The 17,635-nt window shown below is 68.9% G+C and carries 9 protein-coding genes and 1 pseudogene; 1 reads left to right on the top strand and 9 read right to left on the bottom strand.

From position 1 onward, the window contains the following. Positions 1–12: 12 nt before the first annotated feature. From ACFWY5_RS01740 to ACFWY5_RS01765, 6 genes are read right to left on the bottom strand one after another with little or no spacing between them, the layout of a single operon-like run. On the bottom strand, positions 13–1,680 hold the full coding sequence (locus tag ACFWY5_RS01740; RefSeq protein ID WP_379630277.1) for an Hsp70 family protein: 1,668 nt from the start codon (positions 1,678–1,680) through the stop codon (positions 13–15). Next, positions 1,677–2,198, bottom strand: coding sequence for a nucleotide exchange factor GrpE (locus tag ACFWY5_RS01745; protein ID WP_379630278.1), 522 nt, complete (start codon positions 2,196–2,198; stop codon positions 1,677–1,679). The genes ACFWY5_RS01740 and ACFWY5_RS01745 overlap by 4 nt, the downstream gene beginning before the upstream one ends. Further along, the gene (locus ACFWY5_RS01750) at positions 2,195–2,869 is read right to left on the bottom strand and encodes an RES family NAD+ phosphorylase (RefSeq protein ID WP_379630279.1); all 675 of its coding nucleotides are present in this window, start codon (positions 2,867–2,869) and stop codon (positions 2,195–2,197) included. The genes ACFWY5_RS01745 and ACFWY5_RS01750 overlap by 4 nt, the downstream gene beginning before the upstream one ends. A gap of 1 nt (position 2,870) precedes the next feature. Then, positions 2,871–3,545 carry a hypothetical protein gene (locus ACFWY5_RS01755; RefSeq protein WP_379612365.1) on the bottom strand — a complete coding sequence of 225 codons (675 nt, stop codon included), beginning with the start codon at positions 3,543–3,545 and terminating at the stop codon, positions 2,871–2,873. 18 nt (positions 3,546–3,563) lie between these two features. Next, positions 3,564–5,147, bottom strand: a complete 1,584-nt coding sequence (locus ACFWY5_RS01760) for an Hsp70 family protein (protein ID WP_379630280.1) — start codon at positions 5,145–5,147, stop codon at positions 3,564–3,566. A gap of 8 nt (positions 5,148–5,155) precedes the next feature. Then, entirely contained in the window at positions 5,156–9,277 is a 4,122-nt protein-coding gene (locus tag ACFWY5_RS01765) for a CHAT domain-containing protein (protein WP_379630281.1), read from the bottom strand. 345 nt (positions 9,278–9,622) lie between these two features. Here ACFWY5_RS01765 and ACFWY5_RS01770 point away from each other — a divergent pair, with 345 nt between their 5' ends. Then, positions 9,623–10,717, top strand: a complete 1,095-nt coding sequence (locus ACFWY5_RS01770; protein WP_379612370.1) for a macro domain-containing protein — start codon at positions 9,623–9,625, stop codon at positions 10,715–10,717. A 23-nt stretch (positions 10,718–10,740) separates the two neighbouring features. Here the strand turns inward: ACFWY5_RS01770 and ACFWY5_RS01775 are convergent. The 3 genes and pseudogenes from ACFWY5_RS01775 to dnaE form a co-directional block, all read right to left on the bottom strand. Beyond that, positions 10,741–13,391, bottom strand: a pseudogene (locus ACFWY5_RS01775) (Hsp70 family protein). A 6-nt stretch (positions 13,392–13,397) separates the two neighbouring features. Next, complete coding sequence (locus tag ACFWY5_RS01780) at positions 13,398–13,781, bottom strand: hypothetical protein (RefSeq protein ID WP_379612373.1); 384 nt, start codon at positions 13,779–13,781, stop codon at positions 13,398–13,400. 98 nt (positions 13,782–13,879) lie between these two features. After that, positions 13,880–17,434: a DNA polymerase III subunit alpha gene (dnaE, locus tag ACFWY5_RS01785; protein WP_379630282.1), complete on the bottom strand. Its 3,555-nt coding sequence runs from the start codon at positions 17,432–17,434 to the stop codon at positions 13,880–13,882. Positions 17,435–17,635 lie beyond the last annotated feature (201 nt).

A 17,635-nucleotide genomic window follows, 5' to 3' on the forward strand; every position in this document is an offset into this window, starting at 1 on the left:
TTCCTGGGTTCGCTATCCGACGACGCGAATGCCGCGCGAGCGCTCGATGGCCTCCTCCACCTCTTCGAGGGAGAGCACGCGGTCCGTCTCGATGACGGCGGTCACGGTCTTGCCGCCCTCGGCCAGGTCCTTGCCGGTGATGTGCAGGCGTCCCTGGAGGTTGAGCTGGAAGGTGATCTCGATGGGCGAGCCGGCCGGGAGCCCGGACCGCATCTCCAGCGTCGCGTCGCCCACTTCCTCGCCCATGCCGAGGTCCGTGACGATCCGCTCGTCGGCCGTGTTCTCGAAGATCTTGATCTCGATCAGCGACGCGTTGTCGTCGCGGGTGCCGAACACCCTCGTGACCTCGGCCGGCAGAGCCTGCTGGGCCAGCACGAGGTTGGAGATGACCTCGGTGTCGTCGTCGGTGTAGGCGAGCACGCCGAAGCTGTGGCTGGCGACGTTCGTCACCTTCATCGTGCTGAACTTCCGCACCGTGCCGAGCCGCAGGTTCATCGTGTCGGCCACGGCCTCCTCCGCCGCCTCGCGCACGTCCTGCGGCGTGGCCGCGATGTCGACCTCCTCGGGCTTCTGGTCGGTCTGCTGCGCGATCTCGTGCCGGATGCGCTCGCTGATCGCCAGCTTCTGTCCGTAGATCGCGGCGCCCTTGGCCACCGCGAAGTCCGGCTCGAAGGACTCGATCTCGAACCCGAAGTCCTTCTCCAGGCGGGCCTTGACCTGCGGCATCTTGGTCGAGCCGCCGACCAGGAGCAGGCGGTCGACCGTCTGGTGCCCGCGCCGTCCGGCGTCCTCCAGCACCGCCTTGGTGAAGGTGACGGTGTTCTCCAGCAGGTGCGCCGTGAGCTCCTCGAACTTCTCCCTCTGCAGCGTCACCGCGGCCTGCTTGCCGTCGTGACTCACCGGGATCCTGGTCTGCGGGAGATTGCTGAGGGAGCGCTTGCCGCTCTCGGCCCGCCCCCACAGGTCCTGCAGCGAGTCGGGTGAGTCCAGAATGTCGCTCTCCGCGCCCGGGTGCTCGGCCCGCCACTGGTCGGCACAGTACTTGACGATCTCCTCGTCCCAGTCCCGGCCGCCGAGCTGGTCGTTGCCGCCCGTGGCGACCACCCGGATGACGTTGCCCTTGATCTCGATGACGGTGATGTCGAAGGTGCCGCCGCCGAGGTCGTAGACGAGCACGGTCTGGTCGCCCTTGTCCTGCACGCCGTACGTGATCGCGGCGGCCGTCGGCTCGTTGAGCACCTCCAGCACCTCCAGGCCGGCGATCTTCCCCGCGTTCGCGGTGGCCTCGCGCTGCGTGGAGTCGAAGTAGGCCGGGCAGGTGATGACCACCTGCCGCGGCCGCGTGCCGCCGAGCTGCGCGGCGTCGTCGACGACCTTGCGCACGATGAAGGAGGAGATCTCCTCCGGGGAGACCTCCTTGCCGTGGAACTCCCGGCGCCACGGCGTCCCCATCTCCCGCTTGATCATCTCGACGACGTTGCCCGGCTCCAGGACGGCCGCGTTCTTGGCCTCCCGCCCCACGACCCGGGTCTCCGCGTCCTCGAACAGCACGACGGAGGGAGTGATGGACTCGCCTTCGAAGTTCGACACGACGGTCGGTTTGCCGCTGGCCTCGTCAACGTGCGCGATGCACGTGTAGGTCGTTCCCAGGTCGATGCCATAAACCCGGTTGTCGCTCAACGGGGAGCTCCTTCTTCGACTTCTTCCACGGAATCTGCCGCCACATGGCGGTAGGCGGTCACCCATTCGGGGCGGAGGACCTTCTCACCCCACGTGAACCCCGCCCTGAGCCGCAGGGCGACCTGGCGGCCCAACGCGGGGTCCGGGGTGGCGAGCGTGCTCACGACCTTCTGGCGGGTACGGTCAACGGAGTCGCCCTCGACGGCGAACCGGTGCACATCGTTCCTGGCCAGGATCTGCTCGACGGTGTCGCGGACGTACGCGAGACCGCCGGTCGTTTCTGCGGGGGCGCCGCCGTCCTCGACGGCCCGGGTCAGGTCGTCGTGCAGCGAGACGAGATCGAGCAGCACGGGACGCAGCAGTGCTTGCTGGAAGCCCGCGCGGTGCTTCTCGAGTTCCGCGCTCATCGTCTCGATGACGCGCTCCCGTCCGCTGTCGTATCGGATCTTGGCCTCGAAGGCTCGCTGCAGCCTGCCCAGTTCCTCCAGGACCGTCGCGATCGTGGGACTCTCCGTCACGTCGGGTTCCGCCGCTTCCTGGGCGGCCTGGCGATCATCGCCTCGTACGGGCCCAGGTGATGGTTGATCCATATGGCTCCTTCCAGATCGTCGAGATCACGTCCCGCCGCCGGATCGGTGGCGAGGCAACCGTCCGGGCAGCGGTCCCCGAACAGGACGAGCGCCGGGCTGGAGCCCTCCCGTTTGGACGGCCAGATGAGGCCGTGCGCCGCCGTCGCCTGCTTCCTCATCCAGCTCGCCCAGCGACGGGTGGCGTGGTACTCGGCGCTGACGGTCTGGACGAGCCAGGTGTCCTGGGCCACCGCCGCCAGGGCCTCCCCCGAGCACAGGTCCACCAGGGTCAGCACCCGCGTGGTCTCCACGACACTCGCGCGCCGGCCGGCCACGTCACGGCGCCTGATCACCCGCTTGCCCCGGTCGTTGAAGGGCACGTCGCGCAGCAGCGTCTCCAGCAGTGCGGTGGCCGCTTCGAGACCGGCGTAGAAGTACGGGTAGGGGTCCCGGTCGGTGCCGTCGAACCGGCCGCCGTTGAAGTTGGCGTCGGCCTGCTCGGGATTGAAGGACGTCGCCTTGTACATCCGGTCGTGCACCCGCCACAGCCGGCTGCCGGCGGGCAGTTCACGCAGCTTCGGGGTCGCGCGGAAGGAGGCCGGAGGTGCACCGAAGGGCATCTCACACCTCCGGCTTCTCGTTGCGCGCCGCGGCGATCAGCTGCCCGTCGGGGATTCTCCCGAGCAGCCGGACCGGCGCGTCGCCGAGTCTGCCGTTGTCGCCGAGCCACCAGTCGGCCGCGCCGAGCGGGTCGCCGGCGGCCTCCAGCACCTGGTTGATCGAGCGTACGATCGGCAGGGAGGAACCGTCCTCGGCGAACTGGAAGGCCGGCCAGCTGGGCGTGCCGTCGGCCGTCGTCAGCCGGATCAGGCCGGGATCGGCCGGATCCTGCCCGTTGGCGATCAGCTCGTCCGCGCGCAGCGCCGGCACCGCCCGCATCCTGGCCATGATCCCGCGCTCCACCTCGGCGGCGGTCGGCCCCTGCCGCCCGAGCCGGACCCGTAAGGGCTCGGACAGCCGGAGCCACTCCGCCAGGTTCTCCGCGCGCCGCTCCGGGTCGGGTGCCAGCCGTTCGGACCGGTCGGTCAGCGCCACCAGGAACGGATGGTCGTGCGGCAGCCGGACCCGGAGCAGATCCGCTATCTCCTCGACTATCTCCTCGGAGACCTCCTGGTCGCCCTCCCTGGTGAACTCGTCGACCAGGTCCGAGATCTCCGCGAACTCCGCGGCCGGCAGCCGGCCGCGGATCTCCTCCCACTGCTCGGCCAGCACCGTCAGCGCGCTCCGCAGTCCCATGGCTCGCCTCCCCTCCGGTCACGAACCGGTGTCATGCCGCGCGACCGACTGCCTGGCCCGGTCGACGTCGTTCTGGTTCATCCCGCCCACGCGCAGCTCGAACGTGACCTGCCGGCCCGATGCCGGCTCCACGGCCCGCACCGTGAGCAGTCCGCGCTCGTTCACGAAGAGAGTGACCTCGATCGGCGACCCCTGCGGGAGTTTGTGCAGGTTGAGCAACTTGCCGCGGCCGACCAGCGCGTTGTCGGCGAGTTCCTCCGAGGTCTCCCGCGAGGTCTGTTCCCAGATCTCGATCTCGACGCCCGGCTGGTTCTCCCCCCATGTCTGGAAGGTCACCGGGCCGGAGTCGGCGGGCAGCGGGGTGCCGGCCGGGATCAGGTGCACCACGTACTGGCGCGCCTGCAGCGGGTTGGTGCGCATGCGCGGATCGTTGATGTCCGGGACCTTGACCCCGACGCCGCGCGGCAGGACGGTCGTCACCTGCTGGGAGCGGAGCTTCTCCGTCTGCGGGGTACTGCCGGGCAGCCGGCCGGGGCGTTGTTCCGTCTGTCCGAGCTTGGCGAACATCGCCGCTCCCCGCACCACCGCGAGGTCGGGTTCGTGCCGTCTGGGCGGTTTGCCGAGGAGCTTCTCCAGGCGGGCCCGGATCGCCGGCATCCGGGTCATGCCGCCCACCAGGACGATCTCGTCCAGCTCCGGTACGCCCCTGTCGCGCGCCACGGCGATGGTTTCCTCGGTGCCGGTGAAGGTGCGCTCCAGCAGGTCGGCCGTGAGCTCCTCCAGCCGTTCCCGGCTCAGCTCCACGCGGGCCGTGGCCCGGCCGAAGACGAAGTTCCTGCGCCGGGCGCGGGTACTGCTCAACTGCTCCTTGAACTGCTCCGCCCAGATCCACACCTCCTGCCTGAACACGGGGTCGGCGGTGGGATCCAGCCGCGGGTACTGCTCGGTGAAGGCGTCGACCAGGAACTCCCGGATCCTGCTGTCCCAGTCTGCGCCACCGAGGCAGGGGTCGCCCCCTTTGCAGATCACCTCGACGTGGTCGCCGTCCAGCCGTACGACGGCGGTGTCGAACGTGCCGCCGCCGAGGTCGTAGACGAGCAGATGACGGGTGCCCCGGACCGGTGCGCGCCCGCGGTAGGAGAGGGCGGCGGCGACCGGCTCCTCCAGCAGGTCCAGCACGTTGAGCCCGGCGATCTCGCCCGCCCGGCGGGTGGCTTCGCGCTCGGCCACTCCGAAGTGCGCCGGGATGGTGATCACCACATCGCCGACCGGCTTGGTCAGGTGGCGCTGGGCGGCGGAGGTGAGCTCCTTGAGTATCAGCGCGGAGATCGACTCAGGGGTGTAGCGGACGCCGTGAAAGGTGTATTCGACCCCCTCCTGCCCCATCTGGCGCTTGACGTGCTCGACCGACAGGTCCGGGGCCAGTTGCGCGGAGTTCTTGGCGGCCTGGCCGACCATGACCTTCTCCCGGCGGTCGAAGTAGACGACCGAGGGCGTGGTCGTGTCCCCGATCGCGCTGGGGACGATCACCGTCTCGCCGGATTCGTCGACGTACGCGATGCAGGAGTTCGTGGTGCCGAGGTCGATCCCAAATGCTGTCAACGGTCTCCTCATCGGCCTTGATAGGTGAAGGCGGCCCAGGACTCGGGCTCGTGGAGCGGCGTCTCCGCCAGGCGCGCGATCACGTCGGCGGCCAGCCGGGCGGGAACGCGGCGGCGCGGGTCGATCATCCACAGCTGCGCCGCGCGCAGCGCGACCGCCGGGTCGTCGTATCCGGAGTTCAGGTAGTGGTGGAACATGCTCATGAGCACCGCGGTGGGAAAGTCGTCCACGGGCCATCGGGCGCCGACCGCTCCCACCGCCCCGCCGGCGACGAAGGCCGTCGCCAGCGTCAGCGCCTCGTCGTGGTGGCTGCTGGTCAGGTCGCTGCCGCAGGCGGCCAGCACGACCAGCCCGCCGGGAACCTCGCCGGTCCCGGCCAGTCCCTGGCGCAGGATGTCCGTCATCCCGAGGCTCTCGAGGAGGGCCAGCGTGAGGTGGGAGTCGACCGGCCGGGGCCGCGGGCTGGCGTGACAGCCCAGGTGCAGCAGCGTCGCGCCGCCCGATTCCGGGCCGGGCAGCAGGGCGAGGACGTTCTGGCCGGTGGCGCGGCGGAAGGGGGGAGCGTTCGCGCCGCGGGTGCGGCCGCCCAGCAGGCGGGCCCGCGGGTAGTGGTGTTCGTGGATCTGCTCGATCTCCTTCGAGGTCCAGTACAGGTTGCTGTCCCGGACGTTCACCAGCGCGGGCTCCTCCGCCCAGGGGCGGGGCTCGCGTCGCCTGGCGTCGACGAACTGGCGGGCCGAGGCCGCGTAGGAGATCACGGCGTCCTGGCAGGCGTACCGTTTCCCGCCTTTTCCGACGGTACGGCGGGCGGCGTGCCAGGGAACGGCCCCCAGCTCACCCACCGGGACCAGGATCAGGCGATTGGTCCTGGAGGGGTCCGGTGAGTGGCCGGCCAGGGAGTCCAGGAGGGGCTCCATGGCCGCGCTCCAGGCCCAGTCGCACAGCTCGCCCAGCGCTTGCCCCCATGCGGTCCTGCTGCTCTCGTCCTGGTCCGCGCGTTCACGCTGGGCCTGGACAAAGGCGGCCACCTTGCTGCCCTGCCCGCCGCTCAGCCGGGGCAGATCCACCCGGTGTACTCGCTCGTCAGGGCCGACCACGAGGGCGACCCCGCCGCGCCAGCCGGGGTGGGAGACCAGGTAGACCAACGCCGCCGCGCCGGACCCGCGCAGCGCCCCGGCGATCTCGGCGACGGTCGCGGGGTTGAACAGCCGGCGCTCGGCATCCGTCCCCTCGATCGCCGCCATGACGCGCTGCCGCAGGGCGCTGGGCACGTGGATCTCCGGCAGGTTCTCCATGAACTGGGCGTGGCGCTGCGGCGTACCCGTGAGTTCGTCGGGTACGTCCGCGCGCGGCTGCCAGGGTGCGTCGTCCTCCCGGGACGCGGCCGCCTCCCACTCGGCGACCAGGTCGGGATGGTCCGCGCCCAGGAGCTCGGGGATTCCGGTCGCCGTGGTCGCGGCGTGCAGCACCAGGGCCCTGCCCGATTCGAGAGCCTCGATCGCCGTCTCGGTGAGCCCGGAGGCTGCGCACCAGAGCGCCACCTCCGCGGCCTCGCCTCCGCCGGCCACGGCGGCGTCGAAGGCGCGCTCCGTACTGGTCTGGAGCATCACGCTCCAGGCACGGGCGCGCAGGGAGGCGAGGCCCGTCCGGCCCATGCGGTCCTGGTCGCGCAGGCGCTCGTCGGCGCGCAGGTGGTAGGCGCCGGCCAGGCTGTTCAGGTTCAGTGCCATCAGGTGGTTGGGCGCCTCGCCCTCGGTCGCGCGCCGTACCTCCTCCATCTTCTCGATGGCGTTGCTCAGGTCGGCGCGATCATGAGTGAGCTCGTACCGCATCACCAGGGCTCCACCGATCATGCTCAGCAACCACAGCCGGGCGTCGCCCAGGTCGGAGGCGGCCCGGTAGGCCTCGCTCACCGTGGCGAGTCCCTCGTCGAGCATCCGCACGTCGCGGCGGAGGAAGGCCAAGCCGATCTTCGCGTGTCCGGCGATGCCCGCCTCTTGGGGGTAGTACGGGCTGTTCCTGTCCAGCTCCCGGGCCCTGGCCGCGAGGGTGCCGACCATCGTCGTGAGGTCTTCCGGTGAGGACTGGACGTTCCGCGGGTCCAGGTAATGCCCGGCGATGGTCCGCGCGAAGTCCAGCGTGTACAGATCATGCTCGATCAGGCGGCGCGTCCGGTCATCAGGCAACCGGTCGACCTGTTCACGCAGGTGTGCGGTGATCTCGGCCAGCCGGCCGTGGTCGTAATCTCTCATCAGCGGCATGACGGCGAGGAGCCAGTCCATCAGGACGGGGTATTCGCTGTCAGGGGCGTCGGCGGTCCGGCCGGCCCGGGACATGGTGCGGGCGTAGTACATGGCCGCGTCCAGGTGTTCCAGATCTCCCTCCAGCCTGAACCGCTGAGCGAGGATGGACGGCAGCAGCGCCCGGCTCAGGGTGTGGATCTGGTGGCCCGGAGGAGCCAGCTCCACGGCCCGCTTGAGCCTTTCGGTGGTGTCGCGCAGTCCGGGCGCGCCGTCGGATCCGCCGAGGGCCAGGCATGATTCCACGATCACGAGCAGGAAGTGCTGGACGGCCTCGTTCTCCCGGTCGGCCGCGGGACGTTCGGTCGCCTCCTGGAGGAGTTCCCGCACTCTGGCCAGGCGTTCCAGGTTGTACCTGGTGTCCAGTCCGCGTACCAGCAGGCCGGCCAGCCGTACCAGGGTGGAGGCGCGATCGGGGTGGTCGGCGGGGAGTTCCCGCAGAATGTGTTCCAGCAGCTGGAACGCGGCATCGCGTTCTTCCCACGAGGGCGGCCTCGGGGCGTTCCCGCTGCCGGCCGAAGCGTCGAGTACCTGCCCGAGTACGGCCTTGAACACGTGGCGCAGGGGGTGGGCGTCACCGAGTTCGTCGATGAACCGGCTGAACGACTCGATCGTCTCGCCCAGCTCGGCCGACCCGGCCCGCAACGCCTGGAGGTCGCCGAGCAAACCGATCAACCGGCCGAAGTCATCGTCCGCCGCGGCCTGCGGAAGGTTCCCGTGCTCGTGGAGCACCGCCGCCAGGCGGTCGCCGACCGGACCCTGGCCGTTCGACGCGATCTCCGCCGACAGCCGCAGGGCGAGCGACATGCTGCCGTACGGCGAGCCGGCGGGATCGGGCTCGGCGACCCGGTCCAGGTGATCCAGGGCGAGTCGCGCGGCCTCAGGAGAGGCGGTGTTCCCGGTGGCCAAGATCTGGGCGAAGCCATCGAAGTGCGGCATCTTGCCGCTGGTCCGCAGTGTCTCGGGCGCCGAGCCGGACAGGTGAAGGGCCGCGGCGAAGAGGTGGCAGATGTTCGCGGTGTGGCCGTCGCCGCCGGGGTGTTCCGCGTACGACTCGAGGTCGGTCAGCGCGTTCTCGCGGTCCTCGGTGTCGCCGCCGAACGCGAGGAAACGGATGGTCCGGAGGGTGCCATGCCAGTAGCGGGCGATCGGCCGGTACGGATCGTCGTCTCGGATGTCCTTCCGTACGGTCCCCATCGTCCTGAGCGCCGCGTCGACCCGCTCGCCCAGCGCGGTCCATTCCTCCCTCGCGGAGTCGTCGAGTTCGTCCATCTCGTGCTGGATCTCGGCGGTGAGGGCAGCTCCGAGCCTGGCGGTGACCTCGCCCAGGCTGGAGTGGGCGGGAGGCAGGAGTGCGACGCATCGCTGGAGCGCGTCGGCGGCCAGACGCCAGTCGGTCCGGGCTCCGGCCGGGGCGTAGGAGGCTCGGAGGAGGTGACCGGCGCCGAGGACGTAACAGGCCAGGGCGAGATCCGGGTCGGGATCGTCGGCGGGTGGCGCCAGTACGGCCAGGGCGCGTCCCGCGTACGTGATCGCGGCTTCCACGTCGGCGAGGCTCTGGGCGGTCTCTCCGCGCAGGACCAGGAGCCGGGCGGTCTCCATCTCGATCCACGCGGGTTCGACCTCCGGTGGGACAGGCGTGTCCATGGCCGAGCGCAAGGACGCGATGGCCTCATCGAGGTCCTCAGGGGCGCCATCTGCCGCATATCGTGCCGCCAGAAGTGAGCCGAGCTCGGCGAAAAGCTCGAAGCTCGTCTCCTCGGCCGCCACGGCCCGGAGCGCTTCGATCAGCTCCTCGGCGGTCAACTCGTCCCCTGGACCTGCTGTCATCGTGGCCGCTCCTGTGCCCTGCCCGATGCGAACGAACAGACCGTACTACGCCGGAATTCACCATCTCCGGAGATAGCTGGAATGATGCTTATTGCGCGATAATCGGGCATTCATCAAAACAATTTACGGATGCTCACCAAGGACCGTGGCGGGGTCTCACTCCTGTCCGGTGATTCTCCATGCTGGATTTCAGGCCATGTGCGGCTTCTGTCGATATTTAGCGCTTTTGGACACCCGGGAGCGATTCCGCCGGGGGTTTCACATTGAACACCCCCTTCCCGGTGGAACGGGCCGATTGACCTGAATTCAGCCCGTACGCAACCACATTCCGCCCACACTGGAGCCATGCAGCCGCCGCTCCACCACGAACTCATCGCCGACCTCAGGTCGCTTCGGGAACGGGGCCCCACGCGCCTTCGCGACACGAGACTGCCGGCCCTCGACACCGCGGTGGCGCTCTGCGGCATCGCGGGCGAGGACGCCAAGGGCCGGCCACCGGCCGAGACGTACCGCCCGGCGGCCCTGGAGGAACTCCTCCGCCGCGCGATGGCGGAACTGGGCGGCGGCAATCTCACCGGCGCGGCCGAGTACACCTTCGGTCTGGCCCCCGGCACCCGCGACTGGCCGATCGGCGAACGCCGCAAGAGCGCCGCCTCTGTCTACGGGGTCAGCGTCGAGCGATTCCGGAAACACCATGAGCAGCTCATCGTCAAGGAGACGGCCGAGGCGATCCTGCGCCTGTGCCTGGCCTCCGGCGCCACGGACTTCTCACCGTACGGTCTCCGGCATCCCGCCGTGCTCCCGCTGGGCCCCGTCACGCTGGACTTCACCCCCGTGGAGCTGATCAGCGGGATCGACATCGTCGTCTCCTCCGAGAACGTCTACCTGGAAGCGTCCAAGATCTTCCGCAACTCGCTGTCTGCCGCGTTACGGCGGGCCTGCGCCGAGGTCGACGAGACCGGCGAACTCGTGGACGACGTCATCCGCCGCGAACTCACCCAATGGCTGCACAAGAGGGGACGCCTGGGGCTGCCCGTGGCTCCCGGAAGCGTCGCCGTGACAGAGGCGGGTCGTCTGCGCCGCGCCGGGGTCCGGCGCGTCTATCACGCGGCGGTGGCGGTTCCCCGCGCGGACGGAAACGACTACGAGTTCTCCCCTGCGGCCATGACGCGCGCGATCCACAGCATCTTCCGCCTGGCCGAGGAGGAACGCTCCCGTTTCCAGCCGCACCTGCGATCGATGGCGCTGCCGCTCTTCGGCGCCGGACGCGGTGGCCTGGATCCGGCGCAGAGCATGGAGTGGCTGTGGACCGCGATCGAACGTGACATCGATCCCGAGACCGTCCGGCGCTGGGATCTTCACATCATCACGCGCACCCGACGGCACGCGGAGGCCGTCATCCGGCATTTCGCTCCGCCCTCGCCACCCGCGCCACGATGATCTCCAGTCTCCTCGGGTGCGCCCTATGGCTGCGCCCCGGGCCCGCCGAGCCATTCGCGCCGGGCGGGCTCATACGTGGGCGGCGGCACCGCCGCGGGGCGTACCGACTCGGTGGTCGCGGGCTCGGGAATCTCGGCCAGTGAGATGGTCTCGCGCCAGGACTCGGGGGCGCACGACGGTGTTTCCTTGCGCGAGACCGTGACCGTGCGCTCGACGCCCACGCCCAGATCTCGGGCCGTGGCGTGGATGATGCCGTTGGTGTCCACGTCGAGGGTGAGCTCGATCTGGGGCACGCCACGGGGGGCCGCGCGGATGCCGGTCAGGTCGAAGGCGGTCAGCTTCCGGTTGTAGGCGGCGATCTCGCGCTCGCCCTGATAGATCTGGATCAACACCGATGGCTGGTTGTCCCGGTCCGTGGTGAAGATCTCGAGCGCCTGGTCGGGATCGTGGTGTTGCGCTCGATGAGCTTCGTGAAGATGCCGCCCTTGGTCTCCACCCCGACCGAGTAGGAGATCACGTCCAGAAGCAGCACGTCCTTGATCTGCCCGGAGAGGATCCCGGCCTGTACGGCGGCGCCCAGGGCGATGGCCGCGCTCGGGTCCACCCCTTCTGCGTGGTCCTTGCCACCGAGGAGTTCCCTGGCGAGCCTGGCGACGGCCGGCATCCGGGTGGAGCCGCCCACCAGCACCACGTGCGCGATGTCGGAGCTCGTGAGGAATCCGTCCCTGAGCGCCTGCTCGACCGGCTGGCGGCAACGCTCAATCAGGTCCGCCGTGAGCGCCTCGAATTCCTCTCGACTGATCTCGATGTCCAGGTGGAGCGGCCTGCCGTCCTTTGCGGCGATGTACGGCAGGCTGACCGTGGTCCGGTCCGCCGTGGAAAGCTCGATCTTCGCCTGCTCCGCCGCCTCCCGCAGCTTCTGCGCCGCCGCCCGGTCCTCGGTGAGGTCGACCCCGTGGAGGTCGGCGAAGGTGGCGGCCAGGTGCTTTACCAGCCGCTCGTCCCAGTCGTCGCCGCCCAGGTCGCGGTATCCGCAGGTGGCGTGGACCTGGACGAAGCCGTGGTCGGTGTCCGCCCCGATGGCCAGGAGGGAGACGTCCAGGGTGCCGCCGCCCAGATCGAAGACCAGGATGTCCTCGTCGCCCTGCCTGCCCAGGCCGTACGCTACCGCGGCGGCCGTGGGCTCGTTGACGAAGCGGAACGCGCGCAGCCCGGCGATCCACGCCGCCTCCTGGAGCGCCTCCTTCTCGGCCAGGCCGTACGTGGCGGGCACCGTGATGACCGCCCCTCCCACCGGCTCGCCGAGGTGGGCCTCCGCGTCGAGGCGCAGCCGTTCCAGCACGTACGCCGCGATGTCGACGGCCGTGTAGGTGTGCTCCCCGATGGTGATGCTCCAGTCGGTGCCGAGCTCGCGCTTGACGGACTGCACGGTGCGGTGGGGATAGAGCGTGGCCTGCCGTTTGGCCAGGTCGCCGACGAGGACCTGGCCATTGGTGGAGAAGCCCACCACGCTCGGGGTGACCGTCGAGTAGAACAGGTTGGAGATGACCTGGGGCGCGCCGCCTTCGACGACGGCCACGGTGGAGTTCGTGGTGCCGAAGTCGATGCCGATGATGTGCTGGGAGGTGCGCCGCTCGTCGGCCTCACCCTCGAAGCGCGTCAGGGGATCGGTGGCGATGGGCAGGGTCCGCGAGACGACACGCGTCCAGATCGACGTGGCCCGCTCGCGGACCTCTGGGTCGGCGTCCCTGGTCAGCGGAATCAGCGCCTCCCTGGCCGCCACCCTGGAGGCCTGCTCGCCCGACCGCAGCATGCGGTCCAGGGCCAGCGTGGCGCCGAACCGCTCCCATTCCTCGCCCTGTGTCACCGCCCGGTACAGGGCCGGGGTGAGCAGCGGCGCGGCGGCCTCGCCGAGGTAGAGCGACTGCACGTTCCTGGCGAGGTAGAGCGCGCCGCTGAGCCGGTTGACGGAGAACTCCGGGGTCTGGTTGGGCACCCGGTTGACGACGTGCTCCCTGGCGTACTGGTAGAGGTCGTGCACGCTGATGTAACCGTCGCCGTCCACGTCGGCCTTGCCGGTGCGCAGACCCTCCACGACCGCCGAGGTGAAGATCGAGGGCTCCGCGCGGGCGGTGCTCTGCGCCTCGTTCTCGTAGGCGAACTGCAGCGCCGAGCAGGCGGTGATCACCGCCATGCCGCTGCCGGCGAAGTGCCGGTCCACCGGGACGCGGGGCACGCCTTCGCCTCTGGAGCGGATGCCGCGCGCGAAGGTGCCGCTGTAGCAGCAGTCGAGGAGCAGCACGATGCTCGTCGAACGGCAGTGCTCCGCCTGCTCGTTGATGAACGACGCGGGCACGCCGGTGGCCGCCAGCGCGTCGAGCTCGGTGTCGGCGGCGACGAAGTACAGCTCGCGGCTGCGGTCGTGGGTACGGCCGTGGCACGACATGTGCAGGAGCAGGAGGTCGCCACGCGCGGCCGAGCCGAAGAAGGCGGCGATCCGCTTCATGACCGTGCGGGCGCTGCCCTCCGCGACCACCTCGACCACGAACTCGCCGACCGCGCGCTCGGCGAGCACGTCGGCGAGCTGGCTCGCGTCCTGGGCGGCACCGGGAAGGTCGCCGAAGCGCTCGTCCCCGTACTCCTGGTTCGCGATGATCAGTGCTTTCTTGCGCACGACGGATCACGCCTCCGCTGCGGTGCCCTTGCCCGTCGCCTTGATGAAGTGCTCCACGAGCCGCTGCTGCTCATCGGCCGACGCGTTCGACAGCACGAGCTTGTCCTCGCCCAAGGTGATCTCCACCTGGTGGACCCGCGAGCGCGCGAGCCAGCCTGAGACCGTCTGGATGACGCTCGCGATCAGGCCGCTCTCCGCCACGAACTGCACGACGACGACCGCCAGCTCCAGCGCCTCCGTGCCGCGTGTTCCCGGAGGCGCCGGGGATTCGGCGAACCGTACGTCGTCGACGTCGAGATCGAGCAGGCTCCGCCGGAGCTCATCGGTGAGATCGGCCAGCTGTAACGGATCGATCGAGGGATCATCCACCTGGATGACGAGTTCTGACACACAGGGAATTTCTCGCATCCCCGCCCGCAAAACAACCTCAATGCTCCATCAGGTACGGCCCGCCGCCATCGCCTCACCGCGAGCTCCACCCGGCTCGGTCACAGGCTGATCGCCTCCGGCCCGAACAACGTCTTGATGTCGGCGGCGAACGACGCCTCCGGGTTGACGGAGAACTCCGGCAGCGACAGCAGCACCGTCTTGCCCGACAGGCGCTCCAGATGGATCCTGACCGGCACCTTGCCCTGGTGCGCCTTCAGCACGTGCCGCAGTTCCTCGACGTGGTGCTGGTTCAGCCGCTCCTCACGCAGTTGCAGCGTGACGGGGTGCCCGCTGTCGCTGGCGATCCCGGAGATGTCGAGCGGGGTCAGGTCATTGGCGAAGATGCTGATCGCGCCGTCGCGGTTGTTGATCTGACCGCCCACCGACACCACGACGTCGCCGCGCAGCTCCGGCGCGTACAGCTCGTAGTTCTTGGGGAAGAACAGGCACTCGATCGCGGCGTCCATGTCCTCGACCGTGACGATCGCCCACAGGTTCCCGGCCTTGTTGACCCGCTTCTCCACCTTGGTGATCAGACCGCACACGCGCACGTCACCGCGGTCTTCCCGGCCGCTTTCCAGCAGTTCGGCGATGGTGGTGTCGCGGTTGCGCGACAGCAGCCGTTCCGTGCCGGCCAGGGGATGGTCGGAGACGTACAGGCCGAGCATCTCTCGTTCGAAGTCGAGCTTGGTCTTCTTGTCCCATTCCATGTCGGGAACCGCGATGGAGAACGAACTCTCCTCGTCGCCGCTTTCCGCGAAGGAGCCGAACAGCGAGTCCTGGCCGTGGGCCTCGTTCTTCTTGATGTCGATGACGGAGTCGACGGCCTGTTCGTGCACCAGCAGCAGGCCCTTACGGGGATGTTCGAGGGAGTCGAACGCCCCGGCCTTGATCAGGGATTCGACGACGCGCTTGTTGCAGACGACCAGCGGCACCTTGTCGAGGAAGTCGTTGAAGTCGCCGTAGGTGGCCTTCTTGCGGCCCTTGACGATGCCCTCGACGACGTTCTCTCCCACGTTGCGGACGGCGCCCAGACCGAAGCGGACCTTGTCCTCGCCGACGGCGACGAAGTCCTGCATGGAGTCGTTGACGTCGGGGGCCAGGACCTGGATGCCCATCTTGCGGCACTCGGCCAGATAGACCGCCGCCTTGTCCTTGTCGTCACCGACCGAGGTGAGCAGCGCGGCCATGTACTCGGCCGGGTAGTTCGCCTTGAGATAGGCGGTCCAGTACGCGACCAGCCCGTAACCGGCGGTGTGGGACTTGTTGAAGGCGTAGCCGGAGAACGGGAGCATGACGTCCCACAGCGCCTGGATCGCATCGTCGGAGAACTTGTTGTCGCGCATGCCGGACTGGAAGTTGACGAACTCCGCGTCCAGGATCTCCTTCTTCTTCTTGCCCATGGCGCGGCGCAGCAGGTCGGCGCCGCCAAGGGTGTAGCCGGCCAGTTCCCGGGCGATGGCCATGATCTGCTCTTGGTAGACCAGCAGGTGGAAGGTCGTACCGAGGATCGGCTCCAGCGCTTCCTTGAGCTCGGGGTGGATCGGCTCGATGTCCTGGCGGCCGTTCTTGCGGTGGGCGTAGTTGGTGTGGGCGTTGGCCGCCATCGGGCCCGGCCGGTACAGCGCGAGCACCGCGGCGATGTCCTCGAACCGGGTCGGCTCCATCAGCTTCAGGAGCTGGCGCATGGGCCCGCCGTCGAGCTGGAAGACGCCGAGGGTGTCGCCTCGTGCCATCAGCTTGTACGTGGTGGCGTCGTCCAGCGGCATGCTCAGGGTGTCGAGCTTCACACCCCGGTTCTGTTCGATGATCTTGATGGCGTGATCGATGATGCCCAGGTTCCGAAGACCCAGGAAGTCCATCTTGATCAGGCCCATTTCCTCGCACGAGGGATAGTCGAACCCGGTGATGACCACCTTGTCCTTGTCCCGCATGTGCATCGGAATGAGGTCGAGCAGCGGCGCCGACGACAGGATGACCGCGGCGGCGTGCACGCCCGTGCCCCGGATCAGGCCCTCGATGCCCAGGCCGGTGTCGACGACCTTCTTCACGTCCGGATCGGTCTCGTACAGCGCGCGGATCTCCGTGCCCTCGGCGTACCGCGGGTGATCCTCGTCGAACAGCTTGGCCAGCGGAACGCCCTTGCCCATGACGTCCGGCGGCATCGCCTTGGTGATCTTGTCGCCGACCGCGAACGGATAGCCCAGGATGCGTGAGGCGTCCTTGACCGCGGCCTTCGCCTTGATGGTGCCGAAGGTGTTGACCTGGGCGGTCATCTCCGTGCCGTACTTCTCGGTGACGTAGCGCACCATGCGGTCGCGCTGGCGGTCGTCGAAGTCCAGGTCGATGTCGGGCGGGCTGATGCGCTCGGGGTTGAGGAAGCGCTCGAACAGCAGGCCGTGCTCCAGCGGGCACAGCTCGGTGATGCGGGTGGCGTAGGCCACGATCGAGCCGGTGGCGCTACCACGTCCCGGGCCCACGGCGATGCCGTTGTCGCGCGCGTACTTACAGATGTCGGCGACGACGAGGAAGTAGCTGGAGAACCCCAGCGGGCCGATGATCTTCATCTCGGTCTCGTAGCGCTCCATCACCTCCGCGGGGATCGGGGCGCCGTAGCGCATCTCCAGGCCGCGCTCGACGTCCTTGCGCAGCCACGACTCCTGGGTCTCGCCCTCGGGCACGTCCGGGAACTGCGGCATCCGGTCGACGTAGGTGAACACGTCGCCGTAGTCGCCGACCATCTCGGCGACCAGCAGCGTGTTGTCGCAGCCTTCCGGCAGTTCGGAGAACAGGCTGCGCATCTCGGACGCGGACTTCAGGTAGTAGCCGGAACCGTTGAACCGGAAGCGGTTCGGGTCGTCCTTGTTCTTGCCCACGCCGACGCACAGGAGGCTGTCGTGGGCGTCGGCCTGGTCCTCGGTGACGTAGTGGCTGTCGTTGGTCACCAGCAGCGGGATGGCGAGCTGTTTGGCCAGCCGCAGCAGGTCCTCGCGGACGTCCCGTTCGATGTCGATGCCGTGGTCCATCAGCTCCAGGAAGTAGTTCTCCTTGCCGAACATGTCCTGGTAGTCCGCGGCGACCTTGACCGCTTCCTCGTACTGGCCGAGCCTGATCCGGGTCTGCACGGCGCCGGAGGGGCAGCCGGTGGTGGCGATGATGCCCTCGGCGTGGTTCGAGATCAGCTCACGGTCCATGCGCGGCTTGGAGTAGTAGCCCTCGAAGGACGCCAGCGACGACAGCCGGAACAGGTTCCGCAGCCCCTGAGCGTCCTTGGCCCACATGGTCATGTGGGTGAACCGGCCACCGCCGGAGACGTCCTTGCCGCCCTCGGCGTCGGCGACACCGGTCTCGGCTCGCGCCCCCCAGAACACGGGTTTCTTCACGAACCGGTTGTCCGGCGCCACGTACGCCTCGATGCCGATGATCGGCTTGACCGGGCCGCCCTTGGCCGACTGGTAGAACTCGTACGCGCCGAACATGTTGCCGTGATCCGACATCGCGATCGCCGGCATCTCCAGCCGAGCAGCCTCGGCGACCAGCGGCTTGACCTTCGCCGCGCCATCCAGCATCGAATACTCAGTGTGTACGTGAAGATGCACGAACGAGTCGCTCACCTGGTCCCCTTGCCTTGCGCTCCGCCCACTACCCGCACGAGCCTATTCCGTCTTCTGAGGCTGCTGGGGCATTGCACGCAACCGGTAAATACCTGTTGCGTAACCACGGCACCGATGCGCCGGCACAGCCTCGCGGCCTGACACCAGGGGTTTCTCGGAAACCAAGAAACCCCAGTTCAGCACAGTGAACTGGGGTTTCGG

This window comes from Nonomuraea sp. NPDC059007 (assembly GCF_042740555.1).
Lineage (GTDB): Bacteria > Actinomycetota > Actinomycetes > Streptosporangiales > Streptosporangiaceae > Nonomuraea.